Source organism: Alcanivorax sp. HI0044 (assembly GCF_001634945.1).
This window is the reverse complement of record NZ_LWEZ01000595.1, coordinates 1-861: the sequence shown is the minus strand read 5'-3', so window position 1 is coordinate 861 and position 861 is coordinate 1. Positions and strand designations below refer to the sequence as shown.

Sequence of the window (861 nt, the reverse complement as noted above, 5' to 3'; positions counted from 1 at the left end):
GCACCGATGGCATTGAAGTCATTCACCCGCAAATCGGCCACGCCCCGGAAAGTTTTCAGGCGTGAGGTATCATCGTCCTGGCGAAACACCTGGACGGCGTCCCGATCGGTGACCAGCACCCACTCCCCCTCTTCGGCCAGCACCGGCACCGCGACCAGTGATAACACCAGCAGGATTGTCAGTTTTTTTATCATCATCATCCTGACCAATATGGCGCACGACCTTCCCGGTATTGCGCTATCTTTACCGCTCTGTCTTTATTGTTTTTCTACAGGCACTCTTCGCTGTACTGGAACTATCTCGCTGCGCCAAGATATTAAACAGCCTGTTTAAGCGGCTACTTTATAACCAAGAGAGTAACGATTGTATCCCGGCAAACAGGCAGTTCGTGATCAAGACCACACAAATAATGGCATTTTGCCATGGCCGCCAAGCAGCGAGCCTATAAATAGGGCTCCATCATATGAGCCAGTGCATTGCGCACCCGCCGCCAAGGCGCCATTTGTCGAAAGCCGGCCTGATCCAGCCGCTGTGACAGCGCGATCCGCTCATCCAGCGCGTCATCAATCTGCTCCGCCAGCTCCTCCCCATAACATTCCAGATCAAACTCGAAGTTCAATCTCAGACTGCGGGCATCCCAGTTCCCGGACCCCAACATGACCCAGTGCTGATCCACCGTCATCACCTTGCTGTGGTCAAAAGGCGGTGGCGACAGGTACAACTCAGCCCCCTCCGATACCAGCCAGTGCAAGGCATGCAGACTGGCCCAATGAACCAGCCGCAGGTTGTTTTTGCGAGGAATCACAATTTGTACCCGCACCCCTTTCAGCAACGCCAGTTGCAATGTCGCCAGCAAGGTCA

At 54.5% G+C, this 861-nt stretch carries 1 protein-coding gene and 1 pseudogene; both read right to left on the bottom strand.

The features are described from left to right. A pseudogene (locus A3730_RS07165) lies at nucleotides 1–200 on the bottom strand (hypothetical protein); the annotation flags it as partial. Nucleotides 201–442: 242 nt separating this feature from the next. Beyond that, the coding region (locus A3730_RS07160; RefSeq protein ID WP_231883885.1) for a phospholipase D-like domain-containing protein at nucleotides 443–861 on the bottom strand (419 nt) is incomplete at its 5' end.